Genomic DNA, 20,916 nt, shown 5'->3' on the forward strand with positions numbered 1-20,916 from the left:
TATTCACCGATGCTTACGGTGACCTTCAACTAGTGGCTGGGACGATTGAGACCATGCGCGACACCTACCACGAGGAGCTGGACGCCCTCGGCGGCCGCCTCATCGAGATGACGCGGCTCGCCCGCCACGCCATCGCACGGGCGACCACGGCCCTGCTCGACGCCGACCTGACCGCGGCCCAGGAGGTGATCTCCGAGGACGAGGAGCTGAACCGCCTCGACGAGGAGATCGAGGCGAGCGTCTTCGACCTGATGGCGCGACAGCAGCCCGTGGCCACCGACCTGCGGACCATCATCACCGCCCTGCACATGTCCGGCGATCTGGAGCGGATGGGCGACCACGCGGTGCACATCGCCAAGATCGCCCGGCGCCGCCACCCCGATTCGGCCATCCCCACCGAGCTGCGCTCCACCGTGCTGGAGATGGGGCACCAGGCCGAGCTCCTGGTCATCAAGGCCGGCGAGGTCGTGGAGAACCGCGACGTGGAATCGGCCCTGGAGCTGGACGGCGACGACGACAGGATGGACAAGCTGCGCCGCAAGCTGCTGCGCCGGATCCTGTCCCCGGAGTGGAAGCACGGGGTGGAGTCGACCATGGACGTCACCCTCGCCGGCCGGTTCTACGAGCGGTTCGGCGACCACGCGGTGCACGTCGCCGACAACCTGGTCTACATGGTGACCGGGGAGAAGCCCAAGGACTTCGAGCCGGAGGCCTGACGCCCCCGGACGGGGCTCCGGGAGGGGGAGCGGACGCGGGGCCGGGAGCGGCCCCGCGGAAAAGTGGCGTATATCACGTCGGAATCCGGCTTCGATCGGAGGGTGTCGCGCGTTGAACGTGTACGCAGGGCGTTCCCTCCCTTCTGGGGCGGGCGGGCGGTGCAGGGCGCGGGCGGACCGCAAGGGGGTCGACGAGGCGGTCCACAACCCGTCGCAGGGTGTGACCGAACAGGCCCGCCACCCCGTCCCCGACCGGCCGGAACCCGTGCGGGCAGGGGCGCACGGGGTCGCCGCGAGCACCGCCCGATGGCTTTGTCAAGACCTAAAATCCGTCGCTGACCTGCGTTGACGTAAACGGAATAGGTACGTTAAGTCACGGATTCGTGGTACCCTTGTGGTAGCGGAAGGGGTACTTGTCACATGGCTTTCAAGGTCGGCGACACCGTTGTCTACCCCCATCATGGGGCTGCTCGTATTGAGGCGATCGAGACGCGAACCATTAAGGGCGAGGAAAGGACTTACCTCGTTCTCCGGGTCGACAAGGGTGATCTAACGGTACGCGTGCCCGCCGAGAACGCCGAAGAGGTCGGCGTTCGCGACGTGGTGGGCCAGGACGGTCTGGACCGGGTCTTCGAGGTGCTGCGCGCCCCGCACACCGAGGAGCCCACCAACTGGTCCCGCCGGTACAAGGCGAACGTGGAGAAGCTCGCCTCCGGCGACGTGAACAAGGTCGCGGAGGTCGTCCGGGACCTGTGGCGGCGCGACAAGGAGCGCGGACTCTCCGCGGGCGAGAAGCGGATGCTCGCCAAGGCGCGGCAGATTCTGGTGAGTGAGCTCGCCCTCGCGGAAAAGACCAACGAGGATAAGGCCGAGGCCCTTCTCGACGAAGTCCTCACGAGCTGATTCCGGTCACAGAGAACGACAAACGTCCATGATGAGAATGCCGAGGGTGGGCGTCGGAACCGACGTCCACCCTTTCATGTCCGGAAGAATTCTGTTCCTGGCCGGCCTGGAATGGCCGGGCGAGACGGGGGTCAGCGGCCACTCCGACGGCGACGTCGCCGCGCACGCCGCCTGCGACGCGCTGTTCTCCGCCTGCGGCCTGGGGGACCTGGGGTCGCAGTTCGGCACCGGCGACGAGCGCTGGAAAGGCGCCTCGGGCCCCGCGCTGCTCACCGAGGCGGCGGCGCGGGTGCGGGCCGCCGGGTTCGAGATCGGGAACGTGGCGGTGCAGGTGGTCGGGAACCGGCCGAAGTTCGCGCCGCGCCGCGATGAGGCGCAGAAGGTGCTCTCCGAGGCCGTGGGCGCACCGGTGACCGTCTCGGCCACCACCACCGACGGCCTGGGGCTGACCGGGCGCGGTGAGGGCATCGCGGCGGTGGCCACCGCCCTGTGCCTGCCGCCGGAGGGCTGAGGGCCCTCGCCGCAGGCCGGGACGGCCGGCGGCGGCGCCGCGACGCGTACACGAGGGGCGCCCGGGGGAGACCCCGGGCGCCCCTCGTCGTCGTCGCGCATCCGGTGCACGGCCCCCGGCACAGGGGGCACAGGGGGCACAGGGCCCTGGAGAAGCCCCGAACGGGGCCGTGGGCCGTCCCCGGCTAGGGGAGATCTCCCTGCGTGTCCGAGAGGGCACGATTCGGGCGGCGACGACGTCCGATTTTCGGTCCGTCTGGCGGGGTCAGTCGTCCTCGGGGGCGTCCGGCGGGGTCGGCCCGCTGCGGACCCGACCGGCCGGGGGTTCCGCGGCGGCCCCGGGGAACTCCTTCATCGGTGCGCGGCGCGGTTTGAGCACCATCGGGCGCTTGGGCATCGGCTCGGCGCCCGGCGGCGTCCCGAACACACGGCCGTCGGCGTCCGGCGGCGGGACGTCCGTGGGCCCTGCGGCGGCCTCGTCACTGGCGGGGTCGTCGGGGAGCGGGGTGTCGACGAAGCCCTCGTCCGCACCGCGTGCACTGCCCGCACCGTCCAGGCCGCCCGCACCGTCCAGGCCGCCCTCCGGGCCGTCCGCACCGGCGACACCGTCTGCTCCGGTCACGTCTTCCAGGTCGGGCTCCGCGTCCGGGACGGCTCGGTCCCGGACGCCCCCGTCCTCGTCGTCGGGGAGCGGTTCGGGAACGGGGGCGCCGCCCTCGGGGACCGGGGGCTCTTCGGCGGCGCGCTTGATCGGGTTGCCGGCGTCGGGGTCGCGCCTGGGCAGTTCGGGGCGCAGGGAGGTGGTCGGCGAGGCGGCGGGGGCCGAGGCGCCGGGACCGGACGCGTCGTCGGGCTCCTCCGTGTCCTGCTCCTCCCCGGGCTGCTCCGCCTCGGCGAGGCCGCCGGCCCCGGCGCGGTCCTCCCCGTCGTCCCCGTCCTCCCCGTCGTCATCGGTCCGGCCGCGCGGCTCGGATCCGCGGAGCACGCGGACCGCCGCCACCGGGTCGGTGTCCTCGTCGTTGCCGGACAGGGCTGCGGACTCGGCGGAGGGGGCCCCGGTGCCGGTGCGCGCGCCCGCGCGCGGCCAGAGCAGAGTGGGCGCCTCGGGCCCGGCGGGCCCGTCGCCGCCCGGCTTCTCGTTCGGCTCCTCGACCGGCTCGTCCGCGTCCGCCGAAGCCCCCTGGCCGGGGGCGGTCGCCTTCTCCGTCCGCTCCCCGCCGTCTTCGCCGTCCCTCTCGTCCTCCCCGTCCTCGCCGGGGCCCTGACCTGAGCCCTCCGGTGCCGCGCCCTCGGAGGCCGGGCGCGCGGCGCGGCGGGCACGGCGGTCGGGCATCTCCCCGTTCAGGTGCCGCCACACCCGGATGAACAGGACGAACGCCACCAGCAGCGCCACCCAGGGCGCCACGGCGGCCACGACCACCGCGACCGCGCCGACCAGCCGCTGCTCGCTCGCCGAGAGCGCCGCGGCTCCGGCCGCCGCCACGATGAGGAGCAGGATCAGCCCGTCGACCTGGAGGCGCTGCGGGCGCGCGGCCGCGCGCAGCAGGAAGCTGGCCCAGAACGCCAGCAGGAGCAGCAGGGTGAAGACGCCGGGGTACAGGTGCGCCCGGTCCGGGGGCACGTTGCCCTGCAGGGCCAGCTGGTAGATGCCGTTGTAGGAGAGGACGACGGCGCAGGCGGCGATCAGCAGCACGCCCAGGGCGGTGAGCCCGATGGCGGCGGTGCGCGGACCGCGCGGAGCGCGCCGGCCGGGCGGCCCGCCCGCGGGAGGGGGGCCGGCCGCGGGGCGCCGCCGTGCCGGAGAAGGAGCGGAAGAGGAGGATTTCACGGCCATCGTGGGCAGAGACTAGCCCAGCGGCGGCGGGGAACACGAGGATCCGCCCGAAAGTGGCCGAAAGGCCCGGCACGTCGGGAAATCGGCGCCGTCCGCGGGGGGGGCGCCGCGCGGTCCGGCCGGGGCGGGCCGACTGCGCCGAGGGGCCGCGGCGGAGGGCGGGGAGCGGCTACCCTTGGGACCGTGAGTCTGCGCTTCCATGACACCCGAGCCCGCCAGGTCCGCGATTTCACCCCCCTGCACGAGGGGTGTGCCTCGCTGTACCTGTGCGGGGCGACGGTTCAGGCGGCTCCGCACATCGGGCACATCCGCTCCGGGGTCACCTTCGACATCCTGCGGCGCTGGATGACCTACCGCGGGTACAGCGTCACGCTGTGCCGCAACGTCACCGACATCGACGACAAGATCCTGCGCGTCGCCGAGGAGCAGGGCGTGCCCTGGTGGGCGGTGAGCGAGCGCAACCAGCGGGCCTTCACCGCCGCCTACGACGCACTGGGCTGCCTGCCGCCCACGGTGGAGCCGCGGGCGACCGGCCACGTGCCGGAGATGGTCGCGCTGATGCGCCGGCTGATCGACCGCGGCCACGCCTACCCGGCCGAGGACGGCTCCGGCGACGTCTACTTCGACGTGCGCTCCCACCCCGAGTACGGGGCGCTGTCGGGCCAGCGCGTGGAGCACATGCTCGGCGCCGGCGACACCGACTCGGACTCGGCCAAGCGCGACCCGCGCGACTTCGCCCTGTGGAAGGGCGCCAAGCCGGGCGAGCCCAGCTGGGAGACGCCGTGGGGCGAGGGCCGCCCCGGGTGGCACCTGGAGTGCTCGGCGATGGCCACCAAGTACCTCGGCTCCGCCTTCGACATCCACGGCGGCGGGGTGGACCTGGTCTTCCCGCACCACGAGAACGAGCTGGCCCAGTCCCGGGCGGCGGGCGACGGCTTCGCCCGCTACTGGATGCACAACGGACTGCTCACCGTGGGCGGCGAGAAGATGAGCAAGTCGCAGGGCAACTCGCTGCTGATCAAGGACATGGTGCAGCGCGTGCGCCCGGTGGAGCTGCGCTACTACCTGGGCCAGGCGCACTACCGCTCGCTTCTGGACTACTCCGAGGAGGCGCTGGGCGAGGCGGCCGCCGCCTACCAGCGCATCGAGGGGTTCCTCACCCGCACCGCCGAGCTGGCCGGGCCGGTGCGGCCGGCCGCGCGCGTCCCGGACGCCTTCGCCTCCGCGCTCGACGACGACCTGGGCACCGCCCAGGCGCTCGCCGTCGTCCACGGGCACGTGCGCGAGGGCAACACCGCGCTGGGCGAGGGGCGCAAGGAGCGCGCCGCCGAGCTGGCCGCGGAGCTGCGCGCCATGCTCGGGGTGCTGGGCCTGGACCCGGAGTCGCAGCAGTGGTCCGCCGGCGAGGGGCAGGGGCTGCGCGAGGTGGTCGACGCCCTGGTCTCGGTGGCCCTGGAACAGCGGCAGGCGGCGCGGGCCCGCAAGGACTACGCGGCGGCCGACGCCATCCGGGACCGGCTCGCCGAGGCCGGCGTGGCGGTGGAGGACACCCCGCAGGGGCCGCGCTGGGAGCTGCGCCGGGGCTGAGCGCCCCGGCATGCTCGGGCGCCCCCGCCCGCGCGGCGGGGGCACCCGCGTGGAGCGCCTATCATCACAGGTCGGCAGGGGCTTCGCGGCGCCCGGTGCGCGCCGGCCCGAGCGGCCGGGGACCGGCCCGAGCCTCGGCGCGTCCGCGCACGAGCACACCCGACACCGAGCAGAGAAGACGGTCCACCATGCCGGCGAAGAAGAACAAGAAGGGCCCCACCAAGGGCAGCGGGGGCAAGAACCGGCGCTCGCTCGAAGGCAAGAAGACCACCCTGCCCAAGGAGGAGCGGCACTGGTACTCGGGCAAGCAGAAGTCCCGGGCCGCCAAGTCCTCCTCCGCCGGGCGGGCCGGGGCGCCGGGGCCGCAGGGGCGCCCGGACGGCGGCGACGCTCCGCGCCAGGCCCCGGGCGGCGAGCTGCTCATCGGCCGCAACCCGGTGGTCGAGGCGCTGCGCGCGGGGATGCCGGCGGTGCGCCTGTTCGTGGCCAACAGCCTCGACCCGGACGCCCGGGTGAACGAGGCGACCCGGCTGGCCGGGGACGCGGGGCTGGAGATCCACGAGGTCACCCGGGCCGAGCTGGACCGGCGCTGCGACAGCAACGGCCTGCCCGGCGCGGCCCACCAGGGCCTGGCCATGCAGGTGCGCCCCTACCGCTACGCCGACCCTGAGGACCTGGTGGAGCGGGCCCGGGCGGCGGGGCAGGCGCCGCTGATCGTCGCCCTGGACGGGGTGACCGACCCGCACAACCTGGGCGCGATCGCGCGCTCGGCGGCGGCCTTCGGGGCGCACGGCCTGCTCGTGCCCGAGCGCCGGGCGGCGGGCGTGACCATGGCGGCCTGGAAGACCTCGGCGGGGACGCTGGCGAAGCTTCCGGTGGCCCAGGCGGTCAACCTGACCCGGGCGCTGGAGGGCTACAAGCGCGACGGCCTGTTCGCGGTCGGCCTGGACGCCGAGGGGGACGTCCGCCTGGACGCGATCACGCTGGCGGAGGACCCTCTGGTGGTCGTGGTCGGCTCCGAGGGCAAGGGGCTGTCCCGCCTGGTGCGGGAGGCTTGCGACACGGTGGCGGGCATCCCGATCACCGGGGCGGAGTCGCTCAACGCGTCCGTCGCCGCGGGGGTCGCCCTCTACGAGGTCGCCCGGCGCCGGTCGCCCGTGCAGTAGGCGCGAACCGGTACCATTCGACTGGGTGTCGGCGGCCCCGCCGACGACGCCGGCCGGCGTAGCTCAATCGGCAGAGCAATCGCCTTGTAAGCGATAGGTTAGGGGTTCGATTCCCCTCGCCGGCTCCGAACACGGCGGACCTGGGACGACGCTCCGGCGACGGAGGGCGGTCTCCCGGGTTCGCCTTACGTGGGCAGGACACCGAAAGCCCGGGTGAGCGGCGACGACGAGGACGCGGGGCGGTTCCCCTGCGCCGTGGGTCGCCCGCCGGGATCCTCGCGCTCCAGGAGAAGACGCTGCCCACGGCCCGACCGCTACCCCGCTCTCGGGCCCCGGCCGGGTGGCGGGCCGCCGGAGTGCCAGGGGGAGGCGGCGGCGACGATGGCAGGGCGGTTCCCCGGTGCCTCCGGTCGGCCGCGGGGCCTCTCGCGGTCCGGGAACAGCGGCAACGACGGGACGGCCGGTGCCCCGCTCACGCCTGCCTGCCGGGCGCCAGGGACCTCCGGCGCAGGGAGATGAGCAGCGACGACAGGGGGAAGCGGTTTCCCGGTGCCGCCGGCCGGCCGCCGGGTGGTCGGTGGTCCGGGGGAGGTGGCGGGGTCGTGTCCGCCGGCGTGGTGGAACTCTGCGGGCCCCAGTCCGCCCCCGGGGGAGCACTGCCCGCCGCCCGCACCGACACCCTTGTTGATCTCGGGGAAGTCGGGGTAATACCCGCCGGTATTACCCCGACTTGCCCGAGATCAACGGCAAGAATGAGGGGGCGCGCACCCGGGGCGGGGTCTCCGATCGCGCCGCAGCGGCCGCACCGCTCACAAGGACGCGGCCGAAAGCTCCACCACTCCACCGGACACGACCTGGGGGAACCGCCCCGCTTCCTCGTCGCCGCCCGTTCCCCTGGCACCGAAGGGCCCCGCCGCCCGGCCGACAGGCGTGAGCGGGGCACCAGCCGTGCCGTCGCCGCCATCGCCCCGGACCACCGGCCACCCGGCGGCCGACCGGCAACACCGGGGAACCACCGCCCCGCTTCGTCGCCGCCTTCCTCCTGGCACTCCGGCGACCCGCCGCCCGGCAAGCAGGCGTGAGCGGGGCACCGGCCGACCGTCGTTGCTGCTCATCGCCGGTACCCCCGGGGCGCCGGCACCCGGCCGCGGCGAGTGAGCGGGGTACCGGCTGCGCCGTCGTTGCCGCTGATCACCCGGACCGCGAGAGGCCCGGCGGCCGACCGGCGACCCTGGGGAACCGCCCCGCTTCCTCGTCGCCGCCCTCCCCCTGGCACTCCGTCGACCCGCGGCCCGGCCGGGGCCCATGAGCGGGGCGCCCGCTGTTCCGTCGCCGCTCTCGACCAGGGCCCCGCGGCCCCGGGGCTTTCCGCGCGATTCCCGGGTCGGGGTGGTGGTGCAGAGGATTCTCCGACAATTCCATGAACTGTTTTCCGATGCATTCTTCCCGCCGCGGAATGTGGCCCCCAGTGTTCGCGGGGCGGCCGCGGGGCGGTCGAGTCCGGGGTGTCTTCCCTGGTAGGGGCCGTGTGTGATCCGGAGACGGTAGGATCGCCGCATGGCCGACCTGGAAACGATCACGAGTAAATCCGACCCCGCCGTGCAGCGGATCGCCGATGTCACCAAAGGCTCGCGGTCGAATATCAAGACCACGCTCATCGAAGACGTGGAACCCCTCATGCAGAGCATCGCCGCCGGGGTCGAGTTCATCGAGATCTACAGCAGCGACGCCGCCCCCTTCCCGCCCGAGCTCCTGGAACTGTGCGAGCGCGAGGGCGTTCCGGCCCGGCTCATGGAGAGCGGGATCGTCAACCAGCTGTTCAAGGGCGAGCGCAAGGCCAAGACCTTCGGCATCGCGCGGGTCCCGCGCCCGGCGAAGTTCGCCGACATCGCCCGGCGCTCCGGCGACGTGGTGATCCTCGACGGGGTCAAGATCGTCGGCAACATCGGCGCGATCGTGCGCACCTCGCTGGCGCTGGGCGCGGCCGGGATCGTCCTGGTCGACAGCGACCTGTCCACCATCGCCGACCGGCGGCTGCTGCGCTCCAGCCGGGGCTACGTCTTCTCCCTCCCGGTGGTGCTGGCCGACCGGGAGCAGGCGGTGGACTTCGTGCGCGGCGCCGAGGACATGTCGCTGGCGGTCATGGACGCCCACGGCGACCTCCCGGTGCGCGGCCTGGGCGACCTGCGCGGCCGGCTGGCGCTGCTCTTCGGCAGTGAGAAGGGCGGGCCGTCCGACCCCTTCCGGGACGTCGCGGCCGCCACGGTCACCATTCCGATGTTCAGTTCCACCGAATCGCTCAACGTCTCGGTGTCGGTCGGCATCACCCTGCACGAGCGCACGCAGCGCAATTTCGCGGTCGGCCGCTGAGGCCCGGCGCCCGGTCCGCCCCGCGCCGCACGGCGCAGCGGCGCGCGGCGGCCCCGGGATGATTGACTGGAATCGTGGAATTCGCCGCGTCTGACTCAGAGCACCGCGAACCGCGGCCCGGGGCCGCGGAGGACGGTCGCGCGACGGAACCGGAGGGCGCGGGCGGGGCGCCGGACGCCCCCGGGGAGCGGTCGCAGGAGGCCTTCGCCCCGCCCGAGGGCACGGCGTGGACCCGGGTCCTGCCGGCGCTCGACGCCTACCGCCGGGTGGTCGCCGCCGCGGTGGCGGTGCCCTGCGGGGTCGTCGGCGCCGTGGCCGCCGGGCTGTGGCTGGGCCCCGGCGCCGCCGCCGTCCCCGCCGCCGCGGCCCTGCTGGCGCTGGCCGCCGCCTGGTTCACCGCCGGGGCGGCCCGCCGGTCCTGGGGCTACGCCGAGGGCCCCACCGACCTGTACCTGACCCACGGCACGGCGGTCCGCCAGCTCGTCGTGGTCCCCTACGGGCGCATGCAGGTGGTGGACGTGACCGCCGACCTGCTGGAGCAGGCGCTGGGCATCGCCACGGTGCGCGTCCGCACGGCGGCCACCACCGCCGACACCCGCATCCCCGGCCTGGGCCTGGACGACGCGGTGCTGCTGCGCGACCGGCTGGCCGCGCGCAGCGAGACCTTCTCGACGGGACTGTGACGCGTGAGCGACCCCGAAGCCGAAGAGCACGCCCGGCCCCCGCGCGGACCGGGGGCGACGCAGGGCCCGGCGGGACCGGAGCCGCGGCCCCTGCGGGAGGTCACCGGTCCCACCGAGACCAACGCGGTCGAGCAGGTGGCGCCCCCGCGGGTCGACCCCGGACGGCTGCGCGGCGGGGGAGCGGGCCCGCAGGGCCGCCCCGCGCCGCTGTGGGCGCCGCACGCCTCGGCCCCGCACGCCGCCCCGCCCCCGCCGGGGCCGCCCCACCCCGAGCGGCACCCGCCGCAGGCCGCGGCCGCCGGGCCGCCCGGCCCGCCTCCGCCTCCGCCGCCCGGCCACGGGCCGTCCCCGTTCGGGGGCGGCGGCAACGTCCGCTTCCTGCCGCCCGGCGCCCCCGGTGGACCGGGCGGCCCCCCGGGACCGCCCCCGCACCCGCCCGGGCCGCCGCCGCGCCCCGGTGAGGACGTGGTGCACGGGCCGCAGCGCCCGCACTGGGGCTCGGCGGCCTTCCGCACCGCCGTGTCCACCGTGGTCTTCCTGGCGGTGCTGGGGCCGGTGCTGCTGCCCTTCGGGGTGGCCTGGTCCGCGCTGGCGGTGCTGGCGGTCGCCTGCGGTTCGGCCGCCCACGCGATGCTGTCCTGGTGGAACAGCGGCTTCGAGCTGCGGGGCGACCACCTGGTGGTGCACGAGGGCCTGGTGCGCCGGCTCTCCCGCGAGGTGCCGCTGAGCCGGCTGCAGGCGGTGGACGTGGTCCGGCCGGTGCTGGCCCAGGTGTTCGGTCTGGCCGAGCTGCGGATCGAGCTCGCCGGGGGCGACACCGGGGAGGTGCGGCTGCGCTACCTCGCCCGCCCCCGCGCCGAACGGCTGCGCGCGGCCCTGCTCGCGCACGCCGCCGGCCTGGCCCGGAACGCGCCCGAGGCGCCCGAGCGCCCGCTGTACCGGCTGCCGTTCGGGCTGCTGCTGGGGGCGCTGGCCTTCCGGCTCCCCGTGCTCGCCGCGTTCCTGGCGTTCATGCTGCTCATGGTCGCCGGGTTCGCGTTCGCGGAGCCGGGGGTGCTGGGCGGCGCGGTCCCGCTGCTGCTCGGGCTGGTGCGGGGCTTCCTCGGGCCGCTCATCCGCTACACCGACTTCTACGCCTCCCTCTCCCCGGACGGGCTGCGGCTGCGCTACGGGGCGTTCCAGGCGCGGATGCAGACGGTGCCGCCGGGGCGGGTGCAGGCGGTGCGCGTGGTCGAGCCGGTGCTGTGGCGGTCGCTGGGCGTGGTGCGGGTCGAGGCCAACGTGGCCGGGTACGTGGGCGAGCGCCAGATGGACTCCTCGACGCTGCTCCCGGTGGCGCCGCGGGGCCTGGCCTACGCCCTGCTCGACGAGGCGTTCCCGGGCACGCGCGCGGCCGAGGTGCCGCTGCGCCCGGCCCGGGGGCGCCGCCCCGCAGGCCCGGCGATGGGCTTCGACGACCGGCTGTTCGCCACCCGGCGCGGGGTGCTGTGCACGGTCACCGAGTACGTGCCGCACGCCCGGCTGCAGAGCGTGCGGATGGAGGCCGGCCCTCTGGGCCGGCGCCTGGGCCGGGCCACGGTGGCGGTGGACACCCCGCCGGGGCCGGTGCGCGCGTGGGCGGCCGGCCGCGACGCCGCCGAGGCGCGCCGCGCGGTGGACGCGCTGTCCCGGCTCGGCCAGGAGGCCCGGACCCGCGCCGGCGGTCCCGAGCGCTGGGCCACCCGCAGCGACCCGTCCTGAGGTCCGCCTGAGGCCCGTTCCCGGCCGGGGCCGCCGACGGAAACCGGCGGAATCGCCGGACCGGAACCGGGTCGGAACTCTTCGAGCCGAAACGCCCCGGAAGGAGGGCGTGAAACCACCCCGAACCGGTGTGCCCTGGATCACATCGCCGGCCGCCACTGCCGGGGAAAGTCCGGAAAAGTCGCCTCACAGTGCGTCCAGAGACAGGTGCGCACGGTGATGAATGCAGGTGGACGCCTATGAAACGCGGCGTTCTCGTGGGTAGATGGTGCTCGAGCCTGCGCAGGACTCGAGCGAAGTACCCACACTCTCGCCGGCCGGAGATCCCCCCGTCCGGCACGCAAAGGAGACAGCCAGTGCTGAAGAAGACCCTCGCCGCCGGTGCCGTCGCCGCCGCCTCCGCCGCCGTCCTGGCCGCCGGCGCGCCCGCCTTCGCCGACGTGAACAGCGGCTCGTCCGGCAACGGCTCGGTCGTCAGCGGCAACGTCGCCCACATCGACGCCAACGTGGGCGCCAACGGCTGCGGCAACGCCACGGCCATCCTGGGACAGGCCAACGGCAACTGCTGGAACTCCGGGGTGATGGTCATCAACGGGTGACCCCGGGCCCGCCGTGCGCGGGTCGACGACCCCCCTCCCCGCGGTGGCGCCCCGCGGGGCGGAACCGGCGCCGGTCCGCTTCGGACCGGCGCCGGCGCCGTGTGCTGGGGCGCGCCGACCGGGCGCCCCGGGAGGAGAAGTAAGCTTGGCCGACAGCGTCCGGTACCCGCCAGGGACCGGAACCGAGCAGGCCAGGTGTTGTGAGGACCGACCATGAGCGCAAGCGAGGACACGCGGGACCGCCCGGCCCGGCTCGCCGTCGGTGTCATCGGCCCCGGGCGGGTCGGGTCGGCGGTGGGCGCCGCGCTGGAGCGCGCGGGGCACCGGGTGGTGGCCGCCACCGCCGTCTCCGAGGCGTCCCGGTGGCGGGTGGCCGAGCGGCTGTCCGATGCCCGGGTGATGGAGCCGGCCGAGGTGGTCGCCGCCAGCGGGCTGGTGCTGCTGACCGTCCCCGACGACGCGCTGGAGCCGCTCGTGCGGGGGCTGGCCGAGACCGGCGCCCCCCTGGAGGGGCGCCTGCTGGCGCATACCAGCGGCAGCCGCGGCCACGGCGTGCTGGCCCCGGCCACCGACGCCGGTGCGCTGCCGATGGCGCTGCACCCGGTGATGACCTTCACCGGCCGCCCCGAGGACCTGGACCGCCTGGCCAGCTGCAGCTTCGGGGTGAGCGCCCCGGAGGCGCTGCGCCCCATCGCCGAGGCGCTGGTGGTGGAGATGGGCGCCGAGCCGGTCTGGATCGCCGAGGAGCGCCGCGGCCTCTACCACGCCGCCCTCACCGGGGGCGCCAACCACCTGGTCACCCTGGTCGCCGAGAGCCGGGAGCAGCTGCGCGCCGCCGGCGTCGCCGACCCCGGCCGGATGCTCGGCCCGCTCCTGGGGGCCGCGCTGGACAACGCCCTGCGCCTGGGCATCGACGGGCTCAGCGGCCCGGTGCTGCGCGGCGACGCCGGCACCGTCCAGGGGCACCTGGCCCGGTTGCGCGCCCACGCCCCCGAGAGCGTGCCGGCCTACGTCGCCCTGGCGCGGCTGACCGCCGACCGCGCCCTGGAGGCGGGCCTGCTCAAGCCGCACGACGCCGAACGCCTGCTGGACGTCCTCCAGGCGTGAGGACCGCCCCCCGCGACCGCACCCCGCACACGACCGTGAGGACTCCCCCATGACCGCACCCGACCGCGCCCCGGTCGTCGCCCGCACCCCCGAGGAGCTGGCCCGCATCCGCGCCGGGCTGGGCCGCACCGCCCTGGTGCCCACCATGGGCGCCCTGCACTCCGGGCACCGCGGGCTGATCGCCGCGGCCCGCGGGCGCGCCGAGGCGGTCGTGGTCAGCATCTTCGTCAACCCGCTGCAGTTCGGCCCCGGCGAGGACTTCGAGCGCTACCCGCGCGCCTTCGAGGACGACCTGCGCACCTGCGCCGAGGAGGGCGTCGACGTGGTCTACGCCCCCGCGGTCGAGGCGATGTACCCCGGCGAGCAGCTGGTCACCGTCGACCCGGGCCCGATGGGGCACGTGCTGGAGGGCGCCTCGCGCCCGGGGCACTTCGCCGGCGTGCTCACCGTGGTCGCCAAGCTCTTCCACATGGTCCGCCCGGACGTGGCGGTCTTCGGCCAGAAGGACGCCCAGCAGCTGGCCGTCATCCGGCGCATGGTGCGCGACCTGGCGTTCGGCGTGACCGTGGTGGGCGTGCCCACCGTCCGCGACTCCGACGGCCTGGCCACCTCCAGCCGCAACGTCTACCTCTCGCCGGCCGAGCGGACCGGCGCGCTGGCGCTCTCCCGCGCGCTGCTGGCCGGGGCCGACGCCTCGGTCACCGGCCCGGTCGGCATCCTGGACGCCGCCCGCGAGGTGCTCCGCGAGGCGGCCTCCGGCGAGGCGCCGGTGGAGCTGGACTACCTGGCGCTGGTCGACGCGCACACCTTCGCCGAGGTCGGGCCCGACCACCGGGGCGAGGCCGTGCTGCTGGTGGCCGCCCGGGTCGGGAGCACCCGGCTGATCGACAACGTGCCGCTCACCCTGTGAGCACCGCCGTCCCAGGAGGAGGCCCGACCGTGACCACCGCACCGCCCCCCGGCAGACTCGCCGCCCCGGACCCGGGGTGGACCGCCGAGGCCGACGCCGTCATCGTGGGCTCCGGCGTCGCCGGGCTCAGCACCGCGCTCGGCCTCGTCGGCCGCGCCCCCGGCGCCCGCGCCGTCCTGGTCACCAAGGACCTGCTGGAGGCGGGGTCCACCCGGTGGGCCCAGGGCGGCATCGCCGCCGCCGTCGGCCCCGGCGACGACCCGGTGGCGCACATGGCCGACACCCTGGAGGCCGGGGCGGGCATGTGCGATCCGCTGGCCGTGCACCTGCTGGCCGAGGAGGGGCCGGCCGCGCTGGAGCGGCTCGTCGCCCTGGGCGCCGGCTTCGACCGGGACGGCGCCGGCCGGCTGGAGCTCACCCGGGAGGGCGGGCACCGCGCCGACCGGATCGCGCACGCCGGGGGCGACGCCACCGGCGCCGAGATCATCCGCGCCCTGGTGGAGGCGGTCCGCGCCGAGCCCCGGATCGAGGTGATCGAGCACGCCCTGGTCCTGGACGCGCTGCCCGGCACCGCCCCGGACGGCGGCCCCGCCGTGCGCGGGGTGACCCTGCACGTGATGGGGGAGGGCGACCGCGACGGGGTGGGCGCGGTGCTGGCCCCGGCCGTGGTGCTCGCCGCCGGCGGCCTGGGCCAGGTCTTCGCCTCCACCACCAACCCCGAGGTCTCCACCGGCGACGGCGCGGCGCTGGCCGCCCGCGCCGGGGCGCCCCTGGCCGACCTGGAGTTCGTCCAGTTCCACCCCACCGTGCTGTGGACCGGGCCGCAGGCGCGCGGCCGCCGCCCGCTGGTGTCGGAGGCGGTGCGCGGCGAGGGCGCCTTCCTCACCGACGTCCGCGGCCGCCGCATCATGGAGGGCGTGCACGAGCTGGGCGACCTGGCCCCGCGCGACGTGGTGGCGCACACCGCCGCCCGCGCCATGGCCGACACCGGCGCCGACCACGTGCTGCTGGACGGGCGCGCCTTCGGCGCCGAGCTCTGGGAGCGCCGCTTCCCCACCATCCTGGCCGCCTGCCGGGCCGACGGCATCGACCCGGTCACCGAGCCGGTCCCGGTCGCCCCGGCCGCCCACTACGCCTCCGGCGGGGTGGAGACCGGCACCGACGGGCGCACCGCGGTGCACGGGCTCTACGCCGTCGGCGAGAGCGCCCGCACCGGCGTGCACGGCGCCAACCGGCTGGCCTCCAACTCCCTGCTGGAGGGGGTGGTCTTCGCCGAGCGCATCGCCGCGGGCCTGGCCGCCGGGCCGCCCGCGCCGGCGGCCCCGGGCGCCCCCGGCCCCGCCGGGCCCACCGCCCTGGCCGACCCCGAGGGGCTGGAGGAGCTGCGCACCCTGATGTCCCGGCACGCCGGGGTGCTGCGCGACGCCGAGGGCCTGGCCCGCATCGAGGAGCACACCGCCGCCATGTTCGCCGCCGGGGCCGCCGATCCGCCCCGTCCGTGCGTTCGGACCTGGGAGGCCACCAACCTGGCGACCGTGGCCGCCCTGGTGGTCCGGGCCGCCCGGGAGCGCGGCGAGAGCCGCGGCGCGCACCGCCGGTCCGACCGGCCCGCCCCCGACCCCCGGCTGCGCGGCCGCCCGGTCCGCCTGGAGCTGGCCGCCGACGGGGTGCGGGCCCGGCTCGGCGAGCGCCCCGCGGACGGCTCGCCGCCCCCGGAGCTGCGCGCCGAACTGGAGGCGATCGGCGCCCCGGTGGCCCCGGGGCCCGCACCCGGGGCCCGTCCGGAACTGGTGCTGCCGTGGCGCACGGCGGCCCAGGCGCACGTGCGCACGGTGCTCACCGCCCTGGGCGAGGACCTGACCCACGGCGCGCAGACCGACGTGACCACCGCCGCGACCGTGCCCGCCGCCCAGATCAGCACCGCCGACGTGGTGGCCCGCGCCGACGGAGTGGTGGCCGGGCTGCCCCTGGCCGAGCTGGCCTTCTGGCTCGCCGCCGAGGGGGCGGTGCGGGTGCGCCGGCGCGCCGCCGACGGCGACCGGGCCGCCCGCGGCGACGTGCTGATGACCGTCACCGGGCGCACCCGGGACCTGCTCACCGCCGAGCGCACCGCGCTCAACCTGCTCACCCACCTGTCCGGGATCGCCACCGCCACCCGGGCCTGGACCGAGGCCGTGGCCGGCACCGGCGCCCGGGTCCGGGACAGCCGCAAGACCCTGCCCGGGCTGCGGGCGCTGGAGAAGTACGCGGTGCGGTGCGGCGGGGGCGAGAACCACCGGATGGCGCTCTCGGACGCCGCGCTGGTCAAGGACAACCACGTGGTCGCCGCCGGCGGGGTGGAGGAGGCGGTGCACGCGGTGCGCGCGGCCTTCCCCGGGGTGCCGCTGGAGGTCGAGGTGGACCGGACGGACCAGATCGAGCCGGCGCTCAAGGCCGGCGCCGAGGAGATCCTGCTGGACAACTTCGGCCCCGACCGGCTGCGCGCCGCGGTCGCGCTGGTGGCCGGGCGCGCCCGGCTGGAGGCCAGCGGCGGCCTGACCCTGGAGACGGCCGCGGAGGTGGCCGCCACCGGGGTGGACTACCTGGCGGTGGGGGCGCTGACGCACTCCTCGCCCGCCCTGGACATCGCCCTGGACCTGCGCCCGGTGTGACCGGGTGCGCCCCGGTGCGCCCCGGCGCGATGCCGCCCGCCCCCGACCCGAGTCCGTGCGACCGAGTGAGGACCCCCCGAATGCTCCTGGCGATCGACGTCGGCAACTCCCACACCGTCTTCGGCCTGTTCCGCGGCGAGGAGCTGGTCGACCACTGGCGGGTGGCCACCGACGCCCACCGCACCGCCGACGAGTGGGCGGTGCTGATGGGCGGGCTGATCGGCGCCTCGGCCACCGGCGGCGGGGTCGAGGGCATCGCCATGTGCTGCTCGGTGCCCGGCGTGCTGCACGAGATGCGGGAGATGTTCGGCCGCCGCCACCCCGGCGTGCCCGTGGTCGTGGTGGAGCCGGGGGTGCGCACCGGCATCCCGGTGCGGATGGACAACCCCAAGGAGGTCGGCGGGGACCGGATCATCAACGCGCTGGCGGCGGTGCGGCTCTACGGCGGCCCGGCGGTGGTGGTGGACTTCGGCACCGCCACCACCTTCGACGCGGTCAGCGCGCGGGGCGAGTACATCGGCGGCGCGATCGCCCCGGGCATCGACATCTCGGTCGAGGCGCTGTCCCGGCGCGGCGCCCAGCTGCACATGGTGGAGATCACCACGCCCCGCTCGGTGATCGCCAAGAACACCGCCGAGGCGCTGCGCTCGGGGGTCGTCTTCGGCTTCGCCGGGCAGGTCGACGGGGTGGTGGACCGGATGGCCACCGAGCTGGCCGACCCGGCCGCGGGGGTCGGCGCCGACGACGTCACCGTGGTGGCCACCGGCGGCCTGGCGCCGCTGGTGGTCTCCGAGTGCGAGACGGTCGACGTGCACGAGCCCTGGCTCACCCTGGTCGGGCTGCGCCTGGTCTTCGAGCGCAACAACGGCTGAGCAGGCGGCCGCGGGGGCGGGTGTGCGCCGGGGCAGTGCGGCCGCGCCGTTAAGATGAAGTGCGTGACTGACGTGCGCTACGACGACCTGCCCGAGCAGATGCGGGTCCGCCGCGAGAAGCTGGACCGCCTGCGCGCCGAGGGCGTCGACCCCTACCCGGTCGGCTACCCCCGCACCGACGCGATCGGCGACGTCCGCCGCGAACACGGCGGCCTGGAGCCGGACACCGCGACGGGGCACCGGGTGAGGATCACCGGCCGCGTCATGCTCTACCGCACCGGCGGCAAACTCTGCTTCGCCACGCTGCGCGACGACTCCGGCGACCTCCAGGTGATGATGTCCCTGGACCGGCTGGGCGCCGAGTCGCTGGAGGCGTGGAAGGGCGACGTCGACCTGGGCGACCACGTCGGCGTGGAGGGGGAGGTGATCACCTCCCGCCGCGGCGAGCTGTCGGTGATGGCCGACTCCTGGGCGCTGACCTCCAAGTGCCTGCGCCCGCTGCCGGAGAAGCACAAGGGGCTCACCGACCCCGAGGCGCGGGTCCGGCAGCGCTACGTCGACCTGATCGTCAACCCCGAGTCGCGGGAGATGGTGCGCCGGCGCTCGGCGGCCGTCCGCTCGATCCGCCGCACGCTGGAGGACCGCGGCTTCATCGAGGTCGAGACGCCGATGCTGCAGCAGGTGCACGGCGGCGCCACCGCCCGCCCGTTCACCACCCGCATCAACGCCTACGATCTCGACCTGTTCCTGCGCATCGCGCCGGAGCTGTACCTCAAGCGGCTGGTCGTGGGCGGCATCGAGAAGGTCTTCGAGGTCAACCGGAACTTCCGGAACGAGGGCGCGGACTCCACGCACAACCCCGAGTTCACGATGCTGGAGTTCTACCAGGCCTACGCCGACTACGACACGATGGCCGAGGTCACCCGGGAGCTGATCCAGGGCGCGGCGCGCGCGGTGTTCGGCTCGACCGCGGTGCGCCGCGGCGAGGAGGAGTTCGACCTGTCGGGGGAGTGGCCGCAGGTCACCCTCTACGGCGCGGTCTCCGGCGCGCTGGGCGAGGAGGTCACCCCGCGCACGCCCCTGGAGCAGGTCCGCAAGCTGGCCGACGGCCGCGGTGTGGAGTGGAGCCCCGACTGGGGCCAGGGCAAGCTGGTCGAGCACCTGTTCGAGGAGCTGGTCGAGCACACCATTGTGCAGCCCACCTTCGTGCGCGACTACCCGGTGGAGACCAGCCCGCTGACCCGGCAGCACCGCGAGGACCCGCTGCTCACCGAGAAGTGGGACCTGATCGGCTTCGGCATGGAGCTGGGCACCGGCTACTCCGAGCTGGTCGACCCGGTGGAGGAGCGCCGCCGGCTCACCGAGCAGTCGCTGCTGGCCGCCGGGGGCGACCCCGAGGCGATGCAGCTCGACGAGGACTTCCTGCGGGCCCTGGAGTACGGCATGCCGCCCACGGGCGGCGTCGGGGTGGGCATCGACCGGCTGCTGATGGCCTTCACCGGCCGCAACATCCGCGACACCATCCTGTTCCCGCTGGTCAAGCCGGAGTGAACGGTCCGGGCCGCCCCCGCCGGGGCGGTCCGCCCTCCGCGCCCACTGTTACGCCATCGTGATGTAACGAGCGGGTGGCACCGTGCTGACCTGGGGCGGGAGCCTCCCCGGGGGGCCGTGCGGTGCTCCGGCGCCCCTCTCTAGAGGAGTCGCAGGTCACGGAGGTTCTTTGCGCAGGTCAGTCCCGCGCTGGAAATGATCTGCGGCGTGCTGTGTTCACGTTGCGCCTCTGTGGTGTCGCTTAGGGTGATTTGATGGACCTTGACGCCCTCTCTCCCTCCGCTTAGCGTTTTCCAGGCGAGCGGAGTTGTCCGCGCGCCCGACGCAGCAGAAGAGTTCGACGCGAGTGGGGATGGCCGGGAGCGGCCCGTTCGTCACCGTCCCTCCCCAGGTGCGCGCCCGTCGCGGTCTGTCCGTCCCAGACCGCGCACACCGGGGCACGCGCCGCCGGGCTTGTGCTCCGTGTGCCAGGAGGGCACAGGCACGGTCCCTCGTCCGGGCTTTCGTTGCGGCGGCCCGATGTTCCGCGCTCACCACGGATGAGGGAGGACGGAGTGGAACAGGCAACACTGGAACGGCGTGCCGTGAAGGCCCCTGGGGCCCATCTGCGCGACGGGGGGATGGTGCCCGCCCCCGCGATGCCCCGCGACACCGGCCAGCACCTGCCCGCGGCGCAGAGCCTCACCGAGGACGAGATCCAGCTCCTCGCCGAGATCGCCACCGGGGTCACCACCGACGTCGCCGCCCGCCGACTCGAACTCAGCGCTCGGACGCTGCGCCGCCGGCTGCGCGCCATCTGCGACCAGCTGGGGGTCAACACCCCGATCGAGGCGGTGGTCTGGGCCGCCCGCAAGCAGCTGATCTGAGCCCGAGGCCCACGACCGCACGGTGCCCGGCGCCCGGTCCGCCCCGTCGCCGCACGGCGAGGGGGCGGGGCGCCGGGCACCGCCGCGTGCCGGGCGCTAGGCTGGCGCCCCATGGACCCCGCCCAGGAAGGGGCACGGGCGCCGGAGGACCGCGTCACCGTCCGCCGCGCCCGGACCCGCGACGTCGCGCGCATCCGCGGTCTGATCGACACCTACAGCCCCGAGCGCCGGGTGCTCTCCAAGAGCACCGTCAACCTCTACGAGGACATCCAGGAGTTCTGCGTCGCCGAGCTGGCGGAGATCCCCGCCGTGGGCGAGGCCCCGCTCGGCCCGCGCCGGGTGGTCGGCTGCGGCGCCCTGCACGTGCTCTGGGAGGACCTGGCCGAGGTGCGCACCGTGGCGGTGGACCCGGTGGCCCGCGGCCGCGGCATCGGCCACGGCATCGTCGGCGAACTCCTCTCCCGCGCCCGCGAGCTGGGCGTGCGCCGGGTGTTCTGCCTCACCTTCGAGACCGCCTTCTTCGCCCGCCACGGCTTCGAGCCGATCCAGGGCACCCCCGTCTCGCCGCGCGTCTACGAGGAACTGCTGCGCTCCTACGACGAGGGCGTCGCCGAGTTCCTGGACCTGGAGCGGGTCAAGCCCAACACCCTGGGCAACACGCGCATGCTGCTGCACCTCAACGCGCCGGGGGCGCCCCGCGCCTGAGCGGCCGCCGGGCATGCGGGCGCGGTTCTGCCGCGCAGCGGTGAGATCAGGTCCCGACCACCGCGGAGAACACCTTCGACGACGTCGGAAGCGTGGCGATCAGAACCGGGAACGGCCCCGCGACCCTGTTCAGACAGTCGGACGGG

17 protein-coding genes and 1 tRNA gene are annotated in these 20,916 nt (G+C 75.4%); 17 read left to right on the forward strand and 1 reads right to left on the reverse strand.

Annotation, left to right across the window (positions count from 1 at the left end; all coding sequences use genetic code 11):
- Positions 1 to 53 precede the first annotated feature (53 nt).
- The 3 genes from phoU (at position 54) to ispF (ending at position 2,130) form a co-directional block, all read left to right on the forward strand.
- Positions 54 to 716, forward strand: coding sequence for a phosphate signaling complex protein PhoU (gene phoU / locus C892_RS0115570; protein ID WP_017557968.1), 663 nt, complete (start codon positions 54 to 56; stop codon positions 714 to 716).
- Positions 717 to 1,136: 420 nt separating this feature from the next.
- The gene (locus C892_RS0115575) at positions 1,137 to 1,619 is read left to right on the forward strand and encodes a CarD family transcriptional regulator (protein WP_026124387.1); all 483 of its coding nucleotides are present in this window, start codon (positions 1,137 to 1,139) and stop codon (positions 1,617 to 1,619) included.
- Positions 1,620 to 1,656: 37 nt separating this feature from the next.
- Positions 1,657 to 2,130 carry a 2-C-methyl-D-erythritol 2,4-cyclodiphosphate synthase gene (ispF, locus tag C892_RS0115580; RefSeq protein ID WP_193374783.1) on the forward strand — a complete coding sequence of 158 codons (474 nt, stop codon included), beginning with the start codon at positions 1,657 to 1,659 and terminating at the stop codon, positions 2,128 to 2,130.
- Positions 2,131 to 2,394: 264 nt separating this feature from the next.
- On the opposite strand, the gene C892_RS0115585 is transcribed toward ispF, so the two are convergent.
- Complete coding sequence (locus C892_RS0115585) at positions 2,395 to 3,963, reverse strand: DUF2637 domain-containing protein (protein WP_083934393.1); 1,569 nt, start codon at positions 3,961 to 3,963, stop codon at positions 2,395 to 2,397.
- A gap of 183 nt (positions 3,964 to 4,146) precedes the next feature.
- On the opposite strand from C892_RS0115585, the gene cysS reads away from it, so the two are divergent.
- The 14 genes from cysS to C892_RS0115655 all read left to right on the forward strand — a co-directional run bounded on the left by cysS (position 4,147) and on the right by C892_RS0115655 (position 20,770).
- A complete protein-coding gene (gene cysS / locus C892_RS0115590) occupies positions 4,147 to 5,550 on the forward strand; it encodes a cysteine--tRNA ligase (protein WP_017557969.1) in 1,404 nt (467 codons plus the stop codon).
- A gap of 188 nt (positions 5,551 to 5,738) precedes the next feature.
- Positions 5,739 to 6,716 carry a 23S rRNA (guanosine(2251)-2'-O)-methyltransferase RlmB gene (gene rlmB / locus C892_RS0115595; RefSeq protein ID WP_017557970.1) on the forward strand — a complete coding sequence of 326 codons (978 nt, stop codon included), beginning with the start codon at positions 5,739 to 5,741 and terminating at the stop codon, positions 6,714 to 6,716.
- 52 nt (positions 6,717 to 6,768) lie between these two features.
- Positions 6,769 to 6,841: transfer RNA gene (locus C892_RS0115600), tRNA-Thr, on the forward strand.
- A 1,432-nt stretch (positions 6,842 to 8,273) separates the two neighbouring features.
- The gene (gene nshR / locus C892_RS0115605) at positions 8,274 to 9,086 is read left to right on the forward strand and encodes an NshR/TsnR family 23S rRNA methyltransferase (RefSeq protein WP_017557971.1); all 813 of its coding nucleotides are present in this window, start codon (positions 8,274 to 8,276) and stop codon (positions 9,084 to 9,086) included.
- A 74-nt stretch (positions 9,087 to 9,160) separates the two neighbouring features.
- Positions 9,161 to 9,769: a PH domain-containing protein gene (locus C892_RS0115610; RefSeq protein ID WP_017557972.1), complete on the forward strand. Its 609-nt coding sequence runs from the start codon at positions 9,161 to 9,163 to the stop codon at positions 9,767 to 9,769.
- Between the two features lie 3 nt (positions 9,770 to 9,772).
- Entirely contained in the window at positions 9,773 to 11,509 is a 1,737-nt protein-coding gene (locus C892_RS0115615; protein ID WP_017557973.1) for a PH domain-containing protein, read from the forward strand.
- 356 nt (positions 11,510 to 11,865) lie between these two features.
- Positions 11,866 to 12,108 (forward strand): hypothetical protein, encoded by a 243-nt coding sequence (locus C892_RS0115620; protein WP_017538132.1) that lies wholly within the window; start codon positions 11,866 to 11,868, stop codon positions 12,106 to 12,108.
- Positions 12,109 to 12,321: 213 nt separating this feature from the next.
- Positions 12,322 to 13,215, forward strand: a complete 894-nt coding sequence (locus tag C892_RS0115625; protein WP_017557974.1) for a Rossmann-like and DUF2520 domain-containing protein — start codon at positions 12,322 to 12,324, stop codon at positions 13,213 to 13,215.
- A gap of 49 nt (positions 13,216 to 13,264) precedes the next feature.
- Positions 13,265 to 14,125 carry a pantoate--beta-alanine ligase gene (gene panC, locus C892_RS0115630; protein WP_017557975.1) on the forward strand — a complete coding sequence of 287 codons (861 nt, stop codon included), beginning with the start codon at positions 13,265 to 13,267 and terminating at the stop codon, positions 14,123 to 14,125.
- 29 nt (positions 14,126 to 14,154) lie between these two features.
- Complete coding sequence (locus C892_RS0115635) at positions 14,155 to 16,776, forward strand: L-aspartate oxidase (protein ID WP_017557976.1); 2,622 nt, start codon at positions 14,155 to 14,157, stop codon at positions 16,774 to 16,776.
- 80 nt (positions 16,777 to 16,856) lie between these two features.
- Entirely contained in the window at positions 16,857 to 17,648 is a 792-nt protein-coding gene (locus C892_RS0115640; RefSeq protein WP_017557977.1) for a type III pantothenate kinase, read from the forward strand.
- Between the two features lie 72 nt (positions 17,649 to 17,720).
- Positions 17,721 to 19,199, forward strand: coding sequence for a bifunctional lysylphosphatidylglycerol synthetase/lysine--tRNA ligase LysX (lysX, locus tag C892_RS0115645; RefSeq protein ID WP_017538127.1), 1,479 nt, complete (start codon positions 17,721 to 17,723; stop codon positions 19,197 to 19,199).
- A gap of 638 nt (positions 19,200 to 19,837) precedes the next feature.
- On the forward strand, positions 19,838 to 20,065 hold the full coding sequence (locus tag C892_RS0115650; RefSeq protein WP_394296678.1) for a LuxR C-terminal-related transcriptional regulator: 228 nt from the start codon (positions 19,838 to 19,840) through the stop codon (positions 20,063 to 20,065).
- A 111-nt stretch (positions 20,066 to 20,176) separates the two neighbouring features.
- Positions 20,177 to 20,770, forward strand: coding sequence for an amino-acid N-acetyltransferase (locus tag C892_RS0115655; RefSeq protein WP_017557978.1), 594 nt, complete (start codon positions 20,177 to 20,179; stop codon positions 20,768 to 20,770).
- The last annotated feature ends 146 nt before the right edge of the window (positions 20,771 to 20,916 follow it).

This window comes from Nocardiopsis baichengensis YIM 90130 (genome assembly GCF_000341205.1).
Classification (GTDB): domain Bacteria; phylum Actinomycetota; class Actinomycetes; order Streptosporangiales; family Streptosporangiaceae; genus Nocardiopsis_A; species Nocardiopsis_A halophila.